Genomic DNA, 18,907 nt, shown 5'->3' with positions numbered 1-18,907 from the left:
TCTATATCGCCTTGCGATACAAAATACAATCCATTTGTTAATTTATTTTCTGAATAAGGAAAAGAATCCACCCGATTTATGTTTAGGCTTTTGTATCGCTTCTTCTAGCCGTTTATTAAAATCATTTTGTAAACGCCATTCTCTTGTTTGTTCTTCCCGAAGCTTTTGTAGTTCTTGTTGCAACAGTTCGCTTTTTTCTTTCTCTTGTTCTAATAGTGCTTCGTAATGATTTTTCTGCTGTTCCGTTAACTTTTCAATTTTAGCATTCGTTTTCTGTGCTGCATTTCCAACAGCAGAGCCTATAACATGATGATCTTGCTGCAGCCTGGAAACTGATACCTTAAGCTGGGACATATCGTTAGTCAGTTGTACATTCATTTCACGTGCCGCTGCAAGCTCGTTGGCTAACATTATTAAGACTTCTTTAATCTGATTAGGGTCTTGGGGCAAATTTTCGTATATATCGGGTATCGCTACGTCTGTTGCATTAGATTCATCTAATCTTTCTTTTTGTTGCTGCACGAGGTCTTTTGCTGTATCGTCTAATGAATTGGATGTATCGCGCAGCGCTATAAGTGCTCCAATATCAGATTGGACAAAAATACGCCTGTCGCCGTCTTTCAAGAATTCATATCCGTTCCGCTCTAAAATCTGCCCATACTTTCGGACAGTTGGAGTTGCAATTCCTACTTCTTCTGCTACTTCCTTTGAAGAATATGCACGTTCATTAGGTTGTATATCACGTCTCATATCGGACCTCCTTTTCTCATTATTATTGTATTTACATCTATTATAAGTTATATCGCCCAGCGATACGAACCTAAAGAAGCTAATAATTTGCCTATAATAGGCATTCGAAGAAATAAACCTTGTTTTGTGCTTGGTTCCAAAATTTATCTAATTATTTAGTAAACTGCCTTTCCTTTTTAATGTGATACGATCTTTTCATTTCAGTTTCCTTTATCCATAAAATAGCTATTTTCTTAGGCGTGAGAGAAAGATATAATGAATTGACAGGGTCTTCCCTTTTAAAATCTGAAAATACGAAACATAATAATAAATACGAAAGAGGTTTTTTTGTGAATACAACTATATCATCAAGAGCAACGAATAAAACACAAGCATTAGTCATTAATGCACTTTTCGTAGCATTAACCCTTGTAGCTACGATGTTCATCAACCTTAAGCTGCCAATAGCAGGCAACGGCGGACTAATTCACCTAGGCAACGTTCCCCTTTTTATAGCTGCATTCGTTTTTGGGAGAAGAACAGGAGCGATTGCAGGTGCCTTTGGAATGGGACTGTTTGATCTAATTTCCGGCTGGACGATTTGGGCTCCGTTTACCTTTATCATCGTTGGTGCAATGGGATATGTTGCTGGTCTTATAGGTGAGAAGGTACCAGGGAAAAGAGCGGTTGTATATTCAATAGCCGTTATTGCTGCCCTGCTTATTAAAATTGTTGGCTACTACTTTGCTGAAGTAGTCCTTTACGGTAACTGGATCGCACCATTCGGATCAATTCCAGGAAACGTGTTGCAGGTTGTTTTTGCTGGACTTGTTGTAGTACCGCTTGTAGCGCGTATTAAGAAAAGAGTTTTATAGTTAATAGTTGTTAACTAGCAAATCCCCTATAGAGCAGTACTTTGAGAAAAGTCTGCTTTATGGGGTTTTTTAGTGTCTTCTGCCAGTTCAATTAAATGTGCAGTAAATTGAAAATCACACATAACTACTTTCAGATGTTAAAATAAATACTACTTGAAAAATGTTAAGATTTTTCTCCTCCATATTTACATATCTGAGCAACTTAGGAGTGTTTTAATTATGAATAAAAAAGATATAGCACAGATCCGAAAGCAATTTAAAAAAGATAATGATCTACTGAAAATCTCAACTATTTTTAACGTCTATATTACAAAGGAATCCAGTGATATCTATCATCACGTGAGTCAGCCTTTCGAGATGCTGGACGCCGAGCAACAGGAGCTGTTTCTGAATAACTTTAAGAAATTACTAGGCGGAAATCTAGATGAAAAGCTTTTTGAGTTAAAGTTTCAAAAGAATGCCGAAAATAACAGCCAGCTCATTTTGCATCAAGGGATGCTGAGCAGTGATGTAGAAGACTGGAAAGAGCGAATGCTCCAAATGGTAGGCAAAATGCTTTTAGATCGCCAATATGAAAAGGATATTGTGATCACCTTTATTAAGGGAGAATACTATAAGCCGACAAAGCGGAAAAATGATGAGGCTGAAATAAGTGAACGAGATGCCGTCTACTCCTTTCCCTTTATTCTCTGCAGCATAAACAATACACAAGAACCGAAAAAAGAGTTGCTCTTTGACTATGTTGAAAAAGAATTCAAGTACAGTTTTGTCGTCGATCCTATCATCAACCTGCATGCACCGATCGGAGGGTTTCTCTTCCCTTGTTTCAGTGATAATGCAGCCGATGTGAACCATATTCTCTATTCAGCAGGCAAAGTCCATGAGCCCGATTATGATTTCATTGAGCAAGTATTAAATGGTGAAGATATCATGACGGCAAAAGACGATAAAATCGTTTTTGAAGAAATCATTAAAGACGTTACTGGAGATCAGTTAAATACATCCACTCTCTCCAATGTGTATGAAGAGATCAACCGAATGATCGAGGAAAATGAAGAAGAAGAACTTCCTAGATTAGACTCCAAGGATGTTGAACGTGTGTTAATGGCAAGCGGTGTTGAAGATGTGAGTCCGGAAAAAGTAGAAACCGCCTTCCAAAAAGTGATTGATGATAACAAATACGAGTTCAAAGCAAGCAGCGTGTTGCCAAAGTATAATTCAAAATCTATTAAAATCAATACAAAGGTAGCTAACATTTCGATTAGCCCACAGGATTTAAGATTCGTTAAACAAGTCCAGCTTAGCGGTAAACGTTATCTCATGATTGAAGTGGAAGAAGATACGGTTATTGAAGGGTTTACGATGATTCCAGAGGCTTTTGGAGAGAAGGTAGAGAAATAAACTAAATATCAGATAGAAAAAAGCTTCTCACAAGTTTGGTCAACTTGTGAGAAGCTTCTTTTTTTTATACAAACCCTTATATATCAAGGGTTGAGGGGCAAATTACATCATGCCGCCCATTCCACCCATGCCCATGCCGGACATGTCAGGCATTCCGCCGCCAGCGTTTTCTTCTGGCTTATCCGCGATTACTGCTTCTGTAGTTAGGAACATTGCAGATACGGATGCTGCGTTTTGTAGAGCTGAACGTGTAACTTTTGTTGGGTCAACGATTCCGGATTCAAACATGTTTACCCACTCGCCAGTTGCTGCGTTAAATCCAACTCCGATTTCTTCGTTCTTCAAGCGCTCAACGACAACAGATCCTTCAAGACCTGCGTTGTGTGCAATTTGACGAACTGGCTCTTCAAGTGCACGAAGTACAAGCTTGATACCTGTTAATTCGTCGCCAGAAGCTTCAACTTTTGAAATTGCGCTTAGTACGTTAACTAGAGCTGTACCACCACCGGATACGATACCCTCTTCCACTGCTGCACGCGTTGAGTTTAGTGCGTCTTCGATACGAAGTTTGCGCTCTTTTAACTCAGTTTCAGTAGCTGCACCAACTTTGATTACTGCTACTCCACCAGCTAATTTTGCTAGGCGCTCTTGTAATTTTTCTTTATCGAACTCAGAAGTTGTTTCTTCAAGCTGAGCTTTGATTTGGTTAACACGAGCTGCAATCTTGTCAGACTCGCCAGCACCTTCAACGATTGTTGTGTTTTCTTTTGTTACAACAACTTTAGAAGCTGTTCCAAGTTGCGTGATGTTAGCAGTCTTAAGGTCAAGACCTAACTCTTCAGTGATTACTTCACCGCCAGTTAGTACTGCGATGTCTTCTAGCATTGCTTTACGGCGGTCACCGAATCCAGGAGCTTTAACAGCTACTGCATTGAATGTTCCGCGAAGCTTGTTAACTACTAATGTAGCAAGTGCTTCACCTTCAACGTCTTCAGCGATCAACAATAGAGATTTTCCTTGTTGTACCACTTGTTCAAGAACTGGAAGGATTTCTTGAATGTTCGTAATCTTCTTATCTGTGATAAGGATGTACGGGTTCTCAAGCTCTGCTTCCATCTTGTCAGAGTTTGTAACCATGTATGGAGATGCATATCCACGGTCAAACTGCATACCTTCAACCACTTCAAGCTCAGTTGTGAATCCTTTAGATTCTTCGATCGTAATTACGCCGTCGTTTCCAACGCGCTCCATCGCTTCAGCAATCAATTGACCTACTTCATCGTCAGCTGCAGAGATAGATGCAACTTGTGCGATAGATTCTTTTCCTTCGATCGGCTTAGAAATCGCTTTAAGCTCCGCTACTGCAGCAGCTGTTGCTTTTTCAATCCCTTTACGAAGTACCATTGGGTTTGCACCACTTGTTACGTTCTTCAATCCTTCACGGATCATCGCTTGAGCAAGAACTGTTGCAGTTGTTGTTCCGTCCCCTGCTACGTCGTTCGTTTTGCTCGCAACTTCAGCTACAAGCTTAGCACCCATGTTTTCGAATGCATCTTCAAGTTCGATTTCTTTTGCGATTGTAACACCGTCGTTTGTGATTAGAGGAGAACCGAATTTCTTCTCAAGCACAACGTTGCGTCCTTTTGGTCCAAGTGTTACTTTTACAGCGTTCGCTAGTGCATCAACACCACGAAGCATTGAGCGGCGTGCGTCTTCACTAAATTTAATGTCTTTAGCCATGTAAAAACCCTCCCATTATTTTTAAAAGTTAGTGACTTACATTGCTTTTATTTATGTAGCTTCAACACATTGAAGCTTCCATTCTCTGAGATTAGCCTACGATCGCTAAAACGTCAGATTCACGAAGAATCAAGTATTCTTTGCCTTGGTACTTCACTTCTGTACCAGCGTATTTAGAGAAAATAATTGTGTTTCCTTCTGAAACTTCTAAAGAGATACGCTCGCCGTTATCCGTTACACGGCCCGTACCTACAGCAACAACTTTTCCTTCTTGAGGCTTTTCTTTTGCTGAATCTGGCAATACAATGCCGCTTGCAGTTTTTTCTTCACCTTCTACAAGCTCAATAATAATACGGTCACCTAATGGCTTTAACAAGTGAAACACCCTCCTTAAATAGTTAAAAAAATTTTCTTATTAGCACTCTTTGTTGGTGAGTGCTAACTCCATTTCTAATAATAAATAAAACTTTAAAACTTTGCAAGCAGGAAATATGAAAAAGTTCTCAAATTCGATATCCTCGCGAGCCATGCCTATTCTATGTTAAAATGGGTTAGCATATATAGAGTAGTACTAAGCAATAGTATTCAGGTGAGGAATTAAAGGAGAACTTAATTTGAAGAAAAAATACTGGTGGATCATCTTTATATACATACTAATGCAATTCTCGGGATATCTCGGAATTCCTCTATTAAATGAACTCGGTGTTCCCGAAAACCAATTGTTCGGAATGTGGGGCACAATAAGTTTTGTAGCCGCCCTATTCATTATCCTTTACATGCTGATTCCTGAGATGAAAAACCGACACCGTGATGCCGAACGGGTGTCCAAAGGTTCTGCGGTCATGTGGTCGATCATCGGTATTTTTATGGCGTATGCCGCTCAAATCATTGCCAGCCTCATCGAAATAAACGTATTTGGAATCCAGCCGGGTTCTGAAAACACCGAAAAGCTTGTTGAGATCGTAAAAGACGTTCAATACTTTATGGTTGTCACAGCTATTGTCGGTCCTATTTTAGAAGAGATTATCTTCCGAAAGATCATTTTTGGATCGTTTCATAAACGATTTAATTTCTTTATTTCTGCTTTGATCAGTTCTCTTATTTTTGCTGCTGTTCATGCAGACTTTAAACATCTCTTAATTTATACAGCAATGGGCTTTACCTTTGCATTTCTGTACGTTCGTACGAAAAGACTTATCGTACCGATCGCAGCACACGTCGCAATGAATACACTCGTATTAATTGTCCAGATTTTCCTTGCCGATAAGATCAAGGAAATGGAGCAACAGCTAGAAACAGCGCAATTGATTTTTGGAGGACTGCTATGAAGACATCACCTTTGTTTATGGCCTTTTTATATTTAGGAATCGGAGTCGTCTTTACGTACTTAGCGGTCCATTATGCTAGTGAGTACGGAATGACAAGCTTCTGGACGATCATCACAATGGTTGTCGCAACATTCGATTTCGCGAATGCCATCAGATATTTCGCATTGAATAACCACTTGAAAAGAAAACGAAAGAAATAGATACTAAACTGCCCTTTCGGGGGCAGTTTTTTTCTTTTTTAGATAGTAATTAAGCGCTTACTGCGTGGAACTGGAGGTGTTCTGCGTGAAACGAAGCTTCGTTTGAGTGGAAAAGTCGTTGTTTTGCGTGAAACAAGCTCTCCTTTGCGTGAAAGTCCACCTTTTCTGCGTGAACGTGTAATAATTATAAGAACACGTACCGTAAAATCCAGAACTCCCTAAAAAATACACAAAAAGAGGGTTCCCGCTTCGGGCACCCTCTTATTCGTTATATGCAGATTCAACTTCAGCTTCCTTCTCTTTCACAAGAGCTTCAACTTCGGCTTTCATCCGTTTTTTGTATGCGGTTCTGGATATGATGATGCTGATCTCATAAAGAAGAATTAAAGGAAAAGTAACCATTAAGTGAGACATTAGTTCTGGCGGAGTAATCAAACCGGCTATAACTAGAATCCCAAAGTAAGCGACTTTCCTGATTCTCTTTAAAAAGTCTGGTGTCACAATTCCCAATCGAGTTAGGAACATGATCAGTACCGGAAACTGAAACAGCAATCCAAACGGCAATGTGATGTTAAAAAGAAATGAGAAATATTCCTGAATTCCGTATTCTCCTTCAACACTAAGTGCCGTCGCAACATTGCCCATAAAACTGACGACAAAGGGAAAGAGAATAAAGTACGAAAATGCTAACCCCGTCAAGAAAAGCAAAAAGGCTATCGGGATATACATCAGTGTTACTTTTCGTTCATTTTCGTAAAGACCCGGACTTATAAACGCCCAGAGCTGATATAAAACTACAGGAGCTGCTAATACACAGCCGATAAAGAATGCGAATGTCATATAGACATTCAATGGGTCTGTTAAATGAAATGCGTTCATCTGAATATCTTTAGCGATTGGATCACTTTGCAAATACACGATCACATGCTTAGCTAAGAAAAATCCAACGATAAGAAATACAAAGAAAGCTATTAGAGACCACATGATGCGCTTTCTTAACTCACCAACGTGGTCGTATAACGTCATGCTTTTTTCAGAGGTCATAGAAAAACATCCTTACTTCTTCGGTTCTTCGCTTTCTTTTTTGTTATCATCATCGTCCATAATGCCTTTTGTTGCATTCTTGAACTCGCGGAGTGTCTTACCTGCTGCTTTACCTAATTCAGGCAGTTTCTTTGGTCCAAACATCACTAAAGCTGCCAATCCAATTATTGCGATACTTCCTGGTCCTAACATTGTACTTCCTCCTTTAAGAGTAATTTTTCATGAAATAAACAAGTGACTGCAATTCTACGGCTAAATCGATATGGTGTACGCGAATTTCTGAAGATACGGTTAATCGTGCTGGTGTAAAATTCAAGATCCCCTTTACTCCCGCTCTTTCCAGCTGATCTGCAATCGGCTGTGCTGCACCAACAGGCACAGTAAGAATGGCAACGTCAATTCCCCGGTTCTGCAGTTCGCTTTCAATATCATTTGTATGATAGATAGGTACCCCTGCAATCTCAGTACCTATTTTGGATTCGTCTACGTCGAATGCGACTTCTATTTTTGTATTATTATTTTTTGTAAAATTGTAATGCAAAAAAGCAGTTCCTAAATTACCTACTCCGATCAAACCAACCGTTGTTGTTTCATCCTGATTAAGAGTTTTGCTGAAGAATGAGAGCAAGTAGTTAACATTGTAGCCATAACCCTTTTTCCCTAACGCTCCGAAATACGAAAAATCTCTTCGTATTGTAGCAGAATCTACTTTTACAGCCTCGCTCAATTCAGCAGAGGATACCCTTTGCTTGCCTGAGGAAGATAGATTTTTAAGAAACCGGTAATATAATGGCAGCCTTTTCGCTGTAGCATGCGGTATTTTTAGCTGATCTTGGTTCATGTATGGGCCCTCCATATTAAGAAAAGCTTATCTTTTCTTATTGTATCATACTTTGTCAGGGCTTGATGAGCGTACAAAATCCCCATTCTTTCCGCCTGTTTTAGAGACAAGATATGTAGGACCGATGATCATTCCTTTATCGGCAGCTTTACACATATCATACACGGTCAAAGCTGCAGCAGATGCGGCAGTGAGTGCTTCCATCTCTACACCAGTACTTCCTTTTGTTCTTACTTCAGCTTGTATGTTTAATTTGTATCCATCATTATTTTCTTTGTCCCACTCGAAGGAAAGATCTACACCGGTTAATGAGAGCGGATGGCACATCGGAATCCAGTCAGATGTCTTTTTAGCTGCCATGATGCCAGCAACTTGAGCAACTGCGAGAACGTCCCCTTTTTTAAACTTGTTATCTCTAATCTTAAGGAAGACTTCTTCAGATACTGTTATCCCGCTGACCGCGATAGCAGTTCGGTATGATGTTTCTTTTTCTGAAATATCCACCATTCTGGCACGGCCTTCTTCGTTAAAATGGGTTAACTCTTTCATAAAACCCCTCCTCAAGTTGAATATACACGAAACCGCTTTTATTGTCGTTATATTCTTCCATGTAAATATTGCAAAATGTTGAACATTCCCTTTGTTGGCGTGAATCCCCAAACTAAGCTAAACTACTAGTAGATAGGGTTATGATTGTTATTTAAAGGCTAGTGGAAGCAGTTGATTTTTCGCTCCAACCAACTTGTCAATGAAGCAAACTCACTGCTTTGTTCACAAGCAGCACTTCTTTAGTACAAAGCCACCAATAAATAATCACCCTTTTTTCATAGAGGTGAATCGAAATGATTATATTACAAGTTCAGGACGTCACTAAGTCTTTTGGCGCTGACGTCATTTTATCCAATATAAAGTTAGAAGTTCAAACAGGAGAACGTATTGCGCTTGTTGGCAGAAACGGCGCAGGAAAGTCTACCCTTCTTCGTGTGATTACTGGGGAATATTCGTACGATTCTGGCCATGTCATGATTCCAAAAGATGTGAAAACAGGCTATCTTGCACAAGATGCTGGCCTTGATTCAGATGAATCCATATGGAATGAAATGCTATCGGTCTTTGAACCTCTTCGAAAAAAAGAGAAAAAGCTGCGTGAGATGGAAGCACGTATGGGCGATCCAGCCGTTTTGGAAAATGCTGCAGAATATGAACGTCTTTTAAAAGATTATGATGAGCTGCAGGTCCAATTTAAAGATGAAGGCGGCTACCAATATGAAGCTGAGATCCGCACTGTCCTTCATGGCTTTCAGTTTGCTGATTTTGACAGAGACACAAGAATCAACACGCTGAGCGGCGGACAGAAAACAAGGCTTGCTCTTGCGAAGCTTCTTTTAACAAAGCCAGATCTTCTTATTCTGGATGAGCCTACAAACCACTTGGATATCAAAACGTTAACTTGGCTTGAGCAATATTTGCAGGGTTATCCTGGCGGTATTTTGATTGTTTCCCATGACCGCTATTTCCTCGATAAGATCGTGACAACTGTTTATGAAGTATCGAGAAAGCGTTCCTACCGCTTTACCGGAAACTATTCAAGCTATTTAGAGCAAAAAGCAGAGCGTTATGCCCAAGAAATGAAAGAGTTCGAGAAACAGCAAGACCAAGTCGCTAAACTCGAAGATTTTATTCAGCGCAACCTTGTTCGTGCTTCAACAACTAAACGTGCACAGAGCCGCCGTAAACAGCTTGAAAAAATGGAGCTGAAAGAACGTCCTGCTGGATCTGAGAAATCAGCTTCCTTTTCTTTTGATATCGAAAGACAGAGCGGAAATGATGTGCTAAAACTTGAGGAAGTGAGTACCGGATATGAAGATGGAGCTCCACTTTTTAAAGATGTAAATCTGGCTGTAACCCGTCAAGATAGTATAGCGATCGTTGGTCCGAACGGAATCGGTAAATCGACACTATTAAAAGTGATCAGAAAACAGCTGCCGCTGATAAAGGGAGATATTCGCTATGGCAGTGGTTTGAAAATTTCACATTATGATCAGGAACAAGCAGATCTTCACTCGAGGAAAACACTGTTGAATGAACTTTGGGACGATTATCCTGAAAAAACGGAAAAAGAAATCCGTTCGATATTGGGTCAATTCCTTTTCAGCGGTGATGATGTGATGAAGCTTGTAAACGAGTTAAGCGGTGGTCAGAAAGCTAGGCTTGCCCTTGCAAAACTCATGATGGAAAAAGGGAATCTGCTGTTATTGGACGAGCCTACAAACCACTTGGACCTTGATAGCAAAGAAGTACTGGAACAAGCATTGATTCATTATCCAGGAACGATCCTATTCGTATCCCACGACCGTTATTTTATCAACCGGATCGCGACGAAAGTTGTTGAACTGGCTCCAGATGGTCTTACAGAGTATCTTGGGGATTATGATTACTACACAGAAAAAAAGAACGAAATGAAAGCCCGAGAAGAAATTGCAGAACGCCAAAAAACTGAGAGTGCTACAAGCGCGCCGTCCGCTGTACAGTCAAATAACGTAAAGAACTCAATCGATAAAGAAGCAAAGAAGCAAGACCGTAAACGGCAGCGCCGTATTGAGGAAATTGAAGAGTTTCTTGAGGGACTTGAGAGCAAAATTGCGTTTGCAGAAGGTGAACTTTGCAAACCAGAAGTATTTCAAGATTACGAGAAGACACAAGAATTCCAATCACAGCTGGATGCATTAAACAGTGAGATGGAAGCTCTTATGGAAGAATGGGAAGAATTGCAGAACGCTTAATGAAGGCTGGGTTTTTAATGAGTTTTGTTCAATAATCATCGCTCGAAGCGTCAACTTCACGGTACGTGTTCTTATAATTATTACGCGTTCGCTCAGAATCACTGAGTTTCGCTCAAAAAAGCCGAGCTACGCTCAAGATTCTCGAGTTTCGCTCAAACTGCCTTTCGTTTCGCTCAAAATCTTCTTTTTTCGCTCAAAGTAGCTAAAAACGAGGGACGTTCACCCCTTTATGCCCAGAGAAACAGCGTAATTCTTTTACCGTTTTCAAAAAACCGAGCACATGAGAGTAGAAATAACAGTTTCCAGCAGGAACCCAATGAACTTTAGAGAAAAAAGCTGATAACCCTATTTAAGGTTGTCAGCTTTTTGTTATCCACAAGCTAACAACAGGTTTTAAAGCTATATTTTAAGGTTATCCACTTTATCCACAATAAATTGTGTATACATCGTGTAATTTGTGTATAACACGAACCCTTATTTGTAGAACTCTTTCAAACATTGTCCACATTATCCACAAACATGTGTATAACTTTTCCACAATAAGATGTCGAACGAAGTCCTTTTTAGTCGACAAAAAAGCTCTTCCCCATTCAGGAGAAGAGCTTTTCTCTATTATTGAGCTTCTAGATCCAGGCCAGGAACTCCGTTAAGTGCCATATCAGCCCGTGTCCCCTTTTGATAGGCTACACTTCCTGCTGCTGCAATCATCGCTGCATTATCTGTGCATAAGTGCAAAGGAGGGATGACTAAATCATACCCTGTGTTATTAAATCGTTCTTCCAATGCTTTACGCAGCCCCTTATTTGCGGCTACACCACCTGCTAAAAGAACTTGTTTTACTCCATTTTGTTCAGCCGCACGAAATGTTTTTTCCACAAGCACATCCACAACGCTTGCCTGGAAGCTCGCCGCTAAGTCTTCTGGCTTAATTACTTCACCACGCTGAGTTGCATTGTGAACCGTGTTGATGACTGCAGATTTTAATCCACTGAAACTAAAATCCAGTGATTCCGGTTCAAGCCAGGCTCTAGGCAGGTCAATGTTCGGTTCTCCCTCTTGTGCAAGCTTGTCGATATGCGGACCACCTGGGTACGGCATGTTCAACGTACGAGCGACTTTATCGTACGCTTCACCCGCTGCATCATCTCTTGTTTCCCCGATTACTTTGAATGTTCCGTGTTCCTCCATGAGAACCAGTTCTGTATGTCCGCCAGAAACGATCAGTGACAACAACGGAAACGTCATTTCTTTTACCAGCCGGTTTGCATAGATATGTCCTGCGATATGATGAACGGGTACAAGAGGCAGTCCATGTGCGAACGCAAAGGCTTTTGCTGCGTTTACACCGATTAAGAGCGCGCCGACTAATCCCGGTCCCTCTGTAACAGCAACAGCTGTTAGATCAACCGGTTCAAGCTCAGCTTTAATTAACGCTTCATCAATGACGATCGTAATTTGTTCCACATGATGACGTGATGCCACCTCAGGCACAACTCCGCCGAACCGCTTATGGCTTTCAATCTGTGAAGCCACAATGTTCGCCAATAGCTCTGTTCCGTTTTTTACAATGGCTACAGCTGTCTCATCACAGCTTGTTTCGATTGCTAATATGATTTCATCTTTTTTCATAGTTCCACCCACATGACTAACGCATCTTCACCGTTATCACTGTAATAGTTTTTTCTAATACCGCCTGCTTCGAATCCAAGCTTTTTATATAAGTTTTGAGCAACATGATTGCTGACTCGTGCTTCCAGCGTCATCGTTGCTGCACCATGTCTTTTTGCGAGAATCATCGCTTCTTTCATAAGCTGCTCTCCTAGCTTTCTTCCTCTGTAAGAAGGAAGAATCGCAATATTTGTTACATGAGCCTCATCCATTACAAGCCAGATGCCGCAATAGCCAATCGGCTGAAAATGATCTTCAATAACAAGATAATACGCAAATTGATTTTCAACGATTTCTCTGTAAAAAGCTTCTCTCGACCAAGGAACAGTAAAGGAAGACTGTTCGATGCCAAGAATATCATCAATATCACTTACTTTAGCAAGTCTATAAGTATATGCCTCTCCCATCTGAAACACCTACTTGCCCTGTGACTTCAGCCAGTTTACTTCTGCTTCGGCTAGCTGGAGATAGCTTGGAGTAAATGAATGGATCTCATCGGGTTCCCTCTGCATACCGATTCGTCCTAGCTCACTAGGTCTTGGATTATGATCAGACACATGCCCAAATACAGCCTGACTTCCTAACACCTCAGATATTGTTTCCTGATGTAGAGGAAGATCGTTTCCTACGAATAGAATTTTCTTATCTGTGGTCTGCAGTTTTTCAAGCCAGTCTTTTAATAAAATGATGCGGTCTTCGCATAGGTTCTCAAATTCACCTGATTCAGCTTGTCCATAAAGACCTGTAAACAGCTGAGTTCGTCTTGCATCAAACAGCGGTACTGTGAAACCATTAAAATACTTACCGCTTTGTGCGAGTACTTCAAGGCTAGAAATACCTACAAGTTCTTTTTTCAGCGTCCATGCGAGCGTTTTTGCGATTGTGACACCAATCCGCACACCTGTATACGAGCCAGGTCCTTTAGCCACAACGATACGATCGAGTTCAGCAGGTCTCACACCCGTTTCTTTCATGAGCTGTTCGATTGCAGGCATCACGCGTATTGAATGATTTTTCTTTAAGTTTGTAATATATTCACCAAGCACTTTTCCTTCATCCATTACCGCAATCCCCATAACGAGGTTGGATGTATCTATTGCCAGTACTTTCATTGCGTAATCTCCTTAACACGTTCTTCGTATCTTTCCCCAAGCGGAGTTAATCGTATCTCTCGTTCGTCATCGCCAATGTGCGAGATGACGAGTTCCAGCCTCTCTTTTGGCAGATAATCTTCTATAAAGACCGCCCATTCTACCACACAGACTCCTTCACCTGAAAAGTACTCTTCAAATCCCAGATCCTCATCAGAGTCTTCCAGTCTGTACACATCCATATGATAAAGAGGCAAACGGCCATTGTATTCTTTAATGATGGTAAAGGTAGGGGAGTTCACGGTACGGGTTATACCTAAACCTTTAGCAAGTCCTTTAGTAAACGTGGTCTTACCTGCGCCAAGATCTCCAGCTAGTGTAAGAACGTCTCCTTTTTCGAGGACTGACCCTAGTTTTTCAGCAAAAGCCATCGTTTCTTCCGCTGACTTTGTTTTAATATGATAAACACTCATGACTTCCCTTACCTTTCCCGAAAATGATTAAAACCTTGTTTTGTAATTTGTTCTGGTGATTCGTTTTCGTTTCTATGCAAATAGACTGCTGCATTACCAGCTTCTCCAACTTTCCCGATTTCAAAAATCTTTAAAGAATGCTGTTGAAACAGTTTGCTCAATGGCTCGAACTGATCCTGATTAACAGTCCCAGTCAGTACATAATCTTCTCCACCGTACAGCTGAAAGTTCAACTGTTCATTCTTGGGGTATCGCGCTAACAATCGACTGACAGGGATTTTATTTTCATCAATATGTAGAGCAACCTGACTGGCTTCAGCAATTTCATTGAGTTCGCTTGCTATACCGTCACTAACATCGTTTAAAGAGATACGAAAGCCGCTGGAAGCTAATATTCTCCCCTGTTCTATATGAGGAGCCGGCATTTGGTGCTGTAAGATCAGCTGCTTTTCGTCACTGCTAAAATGATGGTGTCTCGTGTTTTTTAATAAGAGCTGTAGTCCTGCTGCAGATTCTCCCGTTACTCCTGTTAAAAAGACCGAGTCACCTGGCTTCGCATTTTTACGAAGCAGACTCTTCCCTTTTTCTACTTTTCCAATAACGGTAACGGTTAATACGAGAGGACCTTTTGTCGAAACGGTATCTCCGCCAATGAGGTCTGTTTTATACTTTGATGCAAGAACGGCCATCCCTTTATAAACTTCGCTAAGTTCTTCTGTGTTCCAGTCCTTTGCTATCGCGATAGATACTAAATAAAACTGTGGAATCGCACCCATTGCACCTAAATCACTTAAGTTTACAGCAAGCGCCTTATAGCCTACTTGATAGGGTGACAACGTATCTTTCGTAAAATGGACACCTTCAACCATCGTATCAACACAGACGACTTGATCCATTTCTTTGTTCACTGACCAAAGTGCGGCGTCATCCCCAATCCCCATTACTAACTCTTTTTGATAAGAAGAATCCGGTGTGATGCTTTTTATCCATTCAAATTCATCTTGAAGCACGGGAAACCACCTCTTTGGCTAAATCAGTTTATAAAAAAGCCTTAGGATCAGATGGAACTCCTAAGGTATCAGTAGTATATTTTAAGTTTAACTTACTTTTAGACATAAAAAAACACGAAACCTTGTTTCGTTTTTTAAAAGTGGCGGACCCGACCGGGGTCGAACCGGCGATCTCCTGCGTGACAGGCAGGCATGTTAACCACTACACCACGGGTCCAGCTTGTATGTAATTGATGTAGTTCATAAAAATTTAAATTGGTTGCACCCTATGGGCACTCTAGATATTTCATGGTCAAGAATAATCTCGACGTTGTTCATGAAATAAAAATTGGTTGCGGGGACAGGATTTGAACCTGCGACCTTCGGGTTATGAGCCCGACGAGCTACCAGACTGCTCCACCCCGCGACGTTATAAAAGGTTGTTTTTCAACAACTTGTTTCGGACATTTATTAATATAACACGTTTATTAGTATGATGCAAGTGTTAAATAAATATTAGGGCACTGGAATTTTATTTTTTTCCAGCGCCCTTTGTTTATGCTGCTTTTTTCGCGTTTTCTGGTCTCTTATGGAAACCTTTTGAGTAGTAGATCGCTGTTAAAAGAATCAGCCAGACTGGACCAACGATTAACGCAATACGTGTATCTGGAAAGTAAGCCATGATGCCTACTACAAATATTAATATCGCAAGTGCTATATAGGATCCAAAAGGATATAATGGCATCTTAAACTTCAATTCCGCTTTTTCTTCATCACTCAATCCTTTACGGAATTTCAACTGTGAGACAAGAATAACGGACCACGTCCAGATCGCTCCAAACGTCGAAATACTCGTTACCCAGACAAAAACTTTTTCAGGAACCAAATAGTTGAGTACTACACCGATCAATAATGCTGCAGCTGAAACTAAAATAGCTGTCGATGGCACTCCTGTTTTCCCTACACGATGAAGTTTTGCAGGAGCCTGTCTTTGTTCAGCAAGATTGAACAACATACGGCCAGTACTGAAAATTCCACTGTTACAGCTGGATAATGCAGCTGTTAATACAACAAAATTAATGATTCCAGCAGCTTGTCCAATCCCGATCTTTTCAAACGTTAATACAAACGGACTTCCTTGTGTGCCAATTTGATCCCAAGGATAGATCGACATAATAACGAACAATGCTCCGACATAAAATAATAAAATACGCCAGAATACAGTATTTACAGCTTTGGCAATCGATTTTTCAGGATTCTTTACTTCACCTGCTGTTACACCGATCATCTCTATACCTAAGAAGGCGAACATAACCATTTGCATCGACATGAGGATACCTTTCACACCATTTGGAGCAAATCCGCCATTTTCCCAAAGGTTGCTGATTCCGGTTGCAACTCCCCCGTTACCAAAACCAAATATAATCATTCCTAAACCAGTTACAATCATTAATACGATCGCTACTATCTTGATTAAAGCAAACCAGAATTCAAACTCACCATATGCTTTAATCGCAAGAAGGTTGATACTAGCCATAATAACAAGTGCAGCTAATGCCCAGATCCATGTTGGTATGTCTGGATACCACATCTTCATGTAGATTCCTACCGCTGTAATCTCCGCCATACAAGTTACAATCCATAAGAACCAATAGTTCCAACCTGTTAAGTAACCAGCTAATGGACCGATGTAATTTCTTGCGTATCGGCTAAAAGAGCCTGCTACCGGCTGATGGATTGCCATTTCCCCCAGAGCTCTCATAATCATAAACATAACTGCTCCACCTAGAGCATATGCAAATAAAATTGCCGGCCCTGCCATCTCAATTGCTGAAGCGGAACCTAAAAATAAGCCCACCCCAATAGCAGCCCCAAGTGACATAAGCGTAATATGCCTCTCCTCGAGCCCGCGATGTAATTCCTGTTTCGGCTTCATTTTTATGCCTCCCTTGATGTGTTTGATGAAGCGCTTTCACTCAGGTATCATAACACGATTCGACAAGGAGAACAATTTCTTTTATGTTACAGTTTAAAGCCCTAAAGCTTTTTGCGCAGCCGTTTTGAAGGCTTCAATAATATCCTCTGCATTTTCGATTCCGACAGAGATTCTGATTACATTTTTATTGATTCCAAGCGTCTCACACATTTCTTCTGGCAATGATCGATGAGAGGTTCCTAGTGGATAGGAAACAGTTGTTTCAACTCCCGCTAATGTTGGAACGATGTGTACCCAGTCAAGGGATTTAAAAAACGTATGAACATCACTGCTGTCATCAAGTTCGATGGTAACGATAGCCCCGTTCCCTTTTTCGCTGACAAACTCAGGGTAGTACACTTTCTTAATACCCTTTGTTTCTTTCAACTCGTCTGCTAGTGCCTTTGCATTGGCTACATGACGCTCCATACGTACGCTTAACGTTTTTAGTCCTCTTGAAGCCAGCCACGCATCAAACGGTCCGAGGTTGCAGCCAAGATGAACCATTTTAGACTTCGCTTTTGCGATTAGTTCCTCTTTTCCTACAACGACACCTGCGGTTACATCGCTATGTCCATTTAAGTATTTGGTTGCACTATGAACAACAAGGTCAATGCCTTGTGTGTACGGCTGCAATACAAAAGGTGTAGCAAAAGTGTTATCAATCATCGTAGTTAAATTATGCTTTTTAGCTAATTCAACGAGCGTGCCGAGATCTTCCACTCTTAAAAGCGGATTTGTAACGGATTCCGAGTACAGCAGTTTTGTATTAGGTCGGATGTTTTTTTCAATCTCATTTACATCATTAAAAGAGACAAATGAAGTTTCGATTCCGAAACTCTTCAAGTCATCTGAAAGAAGCTGATAAGTGCCTCCGTACAAATCATCGCAAGCCACAATATGATCGCCGGACTGTGCTACGGATAGAATTCCGACTAGTATTGCTGAAATACCAGATGACGTAACAACACCTGCTGGAGCTTGTTCAAGCTGTGCTACTCCACGTGCAAAGTCATCTTGGTTCGGATTGTTCATTCTTGTATATAAAAAGTCATTTTTTCCCCGAAAATAATCTTCTAAATCATCCAGATCGGAAAAAGAAAAAGCTGAAGTCTGGTAGATCGGCTTTACCTTGCTTACAGATTTAACATTGTTATGACCGCTTGCATGTACAGTGGATGTATCAAAGTGAACGTCTTTCATTTATATAGCCTCCCCATTATTTTTATCTCCTAGTGTAGCATAAAATAAGGCGGAGTAAGTGATATTTGATTATGTGGGGAGGATACGGTTAATGTGATGGGGATTGTGTTAGTGGTTGAATAGTTTGTCGCTTTTTATGTTAAATGACTGGTGTATGTGCTTTTAAGCTTTTACGGTACGTGTTCTTTTATTTGTTACACGTTCGCTCAAAGGTACCCTTTCTTCGCTCAAAATCTTCAAGTTACGCTCAGAATTGTCGTTTTACGCTCAAAATTCCTTACCTACGCTCAGAATGATACCTTGTTCGCTCAAACTTCCTGTACCATGTCACACCATGCACTTTATTGATAACAAAAATAGCTCTATATGTAGTAGTTTTAGAACAACCAGCTCGCAATCTTACAGATAGCAGCTAATCTTTAATGTTTCAGGTACTTTTCTTTCTTTTTTATACAAAAAAAGAAGATGGATTTTCATCCATCTTCCTCATTGCCTAGCGACGTCCTACTCTAACAGGGGGAGACCCCCAACTACCATCGGCGCTGAAGAGCTTAACTTCCGTGTTCG

At 40.7% G+C, this 18,907-nt stretch carries 19 protein-coding genes, 2 tRNA genes and 1 rRNA gene; 5 read left to right on the top strand and 17 right to left on the bottom strand.

What is annotated here, in order from left to right; all coding sequences use genetic code 11:
* Nucleotides 1-42: 42 nt before the first annotated feature.
* Nucleotides 43-750, bottom strand: a complete 708-nt coding sequence (locus tag EV282_RS19825) for a hypothetical protein (RefSeq protein ID WP_130297549.1) — start codon at nucleotides 748-750, stop codon at nucleotides 43-45.
* 329 nt (nucleotides 751-1,079) lie between these two features.
* Here EV282_RS19825 and EV282_RS19820 point away from each other — a divergent pair, with 329 nt between their 5' ends.
* The gene (locus tag EV282_RS19820; protein ID WP_130297548.1) at nucleotides 1,080-1,604 is read left to right on the top strand and encodes an ECF transporter S component; all 525 of its coding nucleotides are present in this window, start codon (nucleotides 1,080-1,082) and stop codon (nucleotides 1,602-1,604) included.
* Between the two features lie 219 nt (nucleotides 1,605-1,823).
* Entirely contained in the window at nucleotides 1,824-3,005 is a 1,182-nt protein-coding gene (locus EV282_RS19815; protein WP_130297547.1) for a DUF4317 domain-containing protein, read from the top strand.
* A 102-nt stretch (nucleotides 3,006-3,107) separates the two neighbouring features.
* Here EV282_RS19815 and groL read toward each other — a convergent pair whose 3' ends face one another.
* Together groL and groES are read right to left on the bottom strand one after the other, a co-directional pair.
* On the bottom strand, nucleotides 3,108-4,745 hold the full coding sequence (groL, locus tag EV282_RS19810) for a chaperonin GroEL (RefSeq protein WP_130297546.1): 1,638 nt from the start codon (nucleotides 4,743-4,745) through the stop codon (nucleotides 3,108-3,110).
* Between the two features lie 91 nt (nucleotides 4,746-4,836).
* Nucleotides 4,837-5,121: a co-chaperone GroES gene (gene groES / locus EV282_RS19805; RefSeq protein WP_066242572.1), complete on the bottom strand. Its 285-nt coding sequence runs from the start codon at nucleotides 5,119-5,121 to the stop codon at nucleotides 4,837-4,839.
* Between the two features lie 238 nt (nucleotides 5,122-5,359).
* Between groES and EV282_RS19800 the strand changes: the two genes are divergently transcribed.
* Both EV282_RS19800 and EV282_RS19795 read left to right on the top strand, forming a co-directional pair.
* Nucleotides 5,360-6,073: a CPBP family intramembrane glutamic endopeptidase gene (locus EV282_RS19800; protein ID WP_130297545.1), complete on the top strand. Its 714-nt coding sequence runs from the start codon at nucleotides 5,360-5,362 to the stop codon at nucleotides 6,071-6,073.
* Nucleotides 6,070-6,273, top strand: coding sequence for a YdiK family protein (locus tag EV282_RS19795; RefSeq protein ID WP_077365776.1), 204 nt, complete (start codon nucleotides 6,070-6,072; stop codon nucleotides 6,271-6,273). The genes EV282_RS19800 and EV282_RS19795 overlap by 4 nt, the downstream gene beginning before the upstream one ends.
* 261 nt (nucleotides 6,274-6,534) lie before the next feature.
* Here EV282_RS19795 and tatC read toward each other — a convergent pair whose 3' ends face one another.
* The 4 genes from tatC to moaC are packed head-to-tail and all read right to left on the bottom strand — an operon-like array spanning nucleotide 6,535 to nucleotide 8,707.
* Complete coding sequence (gene tatC / locus EV282_RS19790) at nucleotides 6,535-7,317, bottom strand: twin-arginine translocase subunit TatC (RefSeq protein ID WP_130297544.1); 783 nt, start codon at nucleotides 7,315-7,317, stop codon at nucleotides 6,535-6,537.
* A gap of 12 nt (nucleotides 7,318-7,329) precedes the next feature.
* A complete protein-coding gene (locus EV282_RS19785) occupies nucleotides 7,330-7,509 on the bottom strand; it encodes a twin-arginine translocase TatA/TatE family subunit (protein ID WP_130297543.1) in 180 nt (59 codons plus the stop codon).
* A 13-nt stretch (nucleotides 7,510-7,522) separates the two neighbouring features.
* Entirely contained in the window at nucleotides 7,523-8,158 is a 636-nt protein-coding gene (locus EV282_RS19780) for a redox-sensing transcriptional repressor Rex (protein ID WP_130297542.1), read from the bottom strand.
* Between the two features lie 45 nt (nucleotides 8,159-8,203).
* Nucleotides 8,204-8,707 carry a cyclic pyranopterin monophosphate synthase MoaC gene (gene moaC / locus EV282_RS19775; protein WP_130297541.1) on the bottom strand — a complete coding sequence of 168 codons (504 nt, stop codon included), beginning with the start codon at nucleotides 8,705-8,707 and terminating at the stop codon, nucleotides 8,204-8,206.
* A gap of 293 nt (nucleotides 8,708-9,000) precedes the next feature.
* Between moaC and EV282_RS19770 the strand changes: the two genes are divergently transcribed.
* Nucleotides 9,001-10,941: an ABC-F family ATP-binding cassette domain-containing protein gene (locus EV282_RS19770; RefSeq protein ID WP_130297540.1), complete on the top strand. Its 1,941-nt coding sequence runs from the start codon at nucleotides 9,001-9,003 to the stop codon at nucleotides 10,939-10,941.
* Nucleotides 10,942-11,553: 612 nt separating this feature from the next.
* Here the strand turns inward: EV282_RS19770 and tsaD are convergent.
* The 10 genes from tsaD to rrf form a co-directional block, all read right to left on the bottom strand.
* Nucleotides 11,554-12,570 carry a tRNA (adenosine(37)-N6)-threonylcarbamoyltransferase complex transferase subunit TsaD gene (gene tsaD / locus EV282_RS19765; protein WP_130297539.1) on the bottom strand — a complete coding sequence of 339 codons (1,017 nt, stop codon included), beginning with the start codon at nucleotides 12,568-12,570 and terminating at the stop codon, nucleotides 11,554-11,556.
* Nucleotides 12,567-13,016 (bottom strand): ribosomal protein S18-alanine N-acetyltransferase, encoded by a 450-nt coding sequence (rimI, locus tag EV282_RS19760; protein ID WP_066286269.1) that lies wholly within the window; start codon nucleotides 13,014-13,016, stop codon nucleotides 12,567-12,569. Before rimI ends, tsaD begins: the two co-directional genes overlap by 4 nt.
* A gap of 9 nt (nucleotides 13,017-13,025) precedes the next feature.
* Complete coding sequence (tsaB, locus tag EV282_RS19755; protein ID WP_130297538.1) at nucleotides 13,026-13,721, bottom strand: tRNA (adenosine(37)-N6)-threonylcarbamoyltransferase complex dimerization subunit type 1 TsaB; 696 nt, start codon at nucleotides 13,719-13,721, stop codon at nucleotides 13,026-13,028.
* The gene (gene tsaE, locus EV282_RS19750; RefSeq protein ID WP_130297537.1) at nucleotides 13,718-14,173 is read right to left on the bottom strand and encodes a tRNA (adenosine(37)-N6)-threonylcarbamoyltransferase complex ATPase subunit type 1 TsaE; all 456 of its coding nucleotides are present in this window, start codon (nucleotides 14,171-14,173) and stop codon (nucleotides 13,718-13,720) included. The genes tsaB and tsaE overlap by 4 nt, the downstream gene beginning before the upstream one ends.
* 8 nt (nucleotides 14,174-14,181) lie before the next feature.
* Nucleotides 14,182-15,183 carry a thiamine-phosphate kinase gene (thiL, locus tag EV282_RS19745; protein WP_130297536.1) on the bottom strand — a complete coding sequence of 334 codons (1,002 nt, stop codon included), beginning with the start codon at nucleotides 15,181-15,183 and terminating at the stop codon, nucleotides 14,182-14,184.
* A 141-nt stretch (nucleotides 15,184-15,324) separates the two neighbouring features.
* A tRNA-Asp gene (locus EV282_RS19740) sits at nucleotides 15,325-15,400 on the bottom strand.
* A 112-nt stretch (nucleotides 15,401-15,512) separates the two neighbouring features.
* A tRNA-Met gene (locus EV282_RS19735) sits at nucleotides 15,513-15,589 on the bottom strand.
* Nucleotides 15,590-15,718: 129 nt separating this feature from the next.
* On the bottom strand, nucleotides 15,719-17,098 hold the full coding sequence (locus EV282_RS19730; protein ID WP_130297535.1) for an amino acid permease: 1,380 nt from the start codon (nucleotides 17,096-17,098) through the stop codon (nucleotides 15,719-15,721).
* Nucleotides 17,099-17,191: 93 nt separating this feature from the next.
* Nucleotides 17,192-18,340: a trans-sulfuration enzyme family protein gene (locus EV282_RS19725; RefSeq protein WP_130297534.1), complete on the bottom strand. Its 1,149-nt coding sequence runs from the start codon at nucleotides 18,338-18,340 to the stop codon at nucleotides 17,192-17,194.
* A 491-nt stretch (nucleotides 18,341-18,831) separates the two neighbouring features.
* A 5S ribosomal RNA gene (gene rrf / locus EV282_RS20710) occupies nucleotides 18,832-18,907 on the bottom strand; the annotation flags it as partial.

The sequence above is a fragment of the Fictibacillus sp. BK138 genome (assembly GCF_004216955.1).
Taxonomy (GTDB): domain Bacteria; phylum Bacillota; class Bacilli; order Bacillales; family Fictibacillaceae; genus Fictibacillus.
The sequence above is the reverse complement of the archived record's forward strand: the minus strand, read 5'-3'. Positions and strand labels throughout refer to the sequence as shown.